At 70.7% G+C, this 710-nt stretch carries 2 pseudogenes; one reads left to right on the top strand and one right to left on the bottom strand.

Going from position 1 to position 710, the window contains the following annotated elements:
- Positions 1 to 228 (bottom strand): annotated as a pseudogene (locus QSJ59_RS24275) (activator-dependent family glycosyltransferase); the annotation flags it as partial.
- 254 nt (positions 229 to 482) lie between these two features.
- On the opposite strand from QSJ59_RS24275, the pseudogene QSJ59_RS24280 reads away from it, so the two are divergent.
- Positions 483 to 710, top strand: a pseudogene (locus tag QSJ59_RS24280) (activator-dependent family glycosyltransferase); the annotation flags it as partial.

The raw sequence follows: 710 nt of genomic DNA on the forward strand, positions 1-710 counted from the left end.
AGTGTCGCGTTCGAGCAGGCCGTAGAGCGAATAGGTCTGCATCATCCGCCAGAACCCGTGGTCGCGGCCCACGGGCACGAAGGGCAGTCCGGCGCCGGTGACGGTGTCGGCCAGCTCCGGTTGGCTGGCTACCCGCACCTCGTGCCCGGCCGCCCGCAGGGCCCATGCCGTCGGAACCATCCCGAGGAAGTGCGGCTTCTCGGCTGCCGTGACGACCAGAACGCGCACGCTCTCCCCTTCCGCCTGTCCACCGTGGTCGGCGAGCGTAAGGTCACGGGCCCGCAGGCCCGAGCGCTCACCGCGGCGAACGATAGGTCAGCGGTACACGGCCGGACAAGCCCGGCACTCGGCTGTGCCTTCGACTCCCCCCTGCTCTGGCCCCGGACCGCCCGGCTCGCCTATCCTCCCGACCCTGCCGCCTCGCGCCCGACAAGGGTCGCGGCAACCGTCCTGTCCAGCCCTTCAGGAAACGAGCACAGCCCATGCGCGTCGTCATCGCCGCCATCGCCGAGAAGACGAACCTCTTCAACCTGGTGCCGGTGGTGTGGGCGTTGCGGGCCGCCGGGCACGAGGTGCGGGTGGCCAGCCAGCCCGAACTCGAAGGTGTGGTCACCGGCGCCGGACTGCCCTTCGTGCCCGTGGGCCGCGACCACGGGTTCTGGCGGACACTTCGAACGCACTCCTCCTTCGACCTGCTCCGCGGCCAGGTA

The sequence above is a fragment of the Nocardiopsis ansamitocini genome, assembly GCF_030268225.1.
GTDB classification, from domain to species: domain Bacteria; phylum Actinomycetota; class Actinomycetes; order Streptosporangiales; family Streptosporangiaceae; genus Nocardiopsis_D; species Nocardiopsis_D ansamitocini.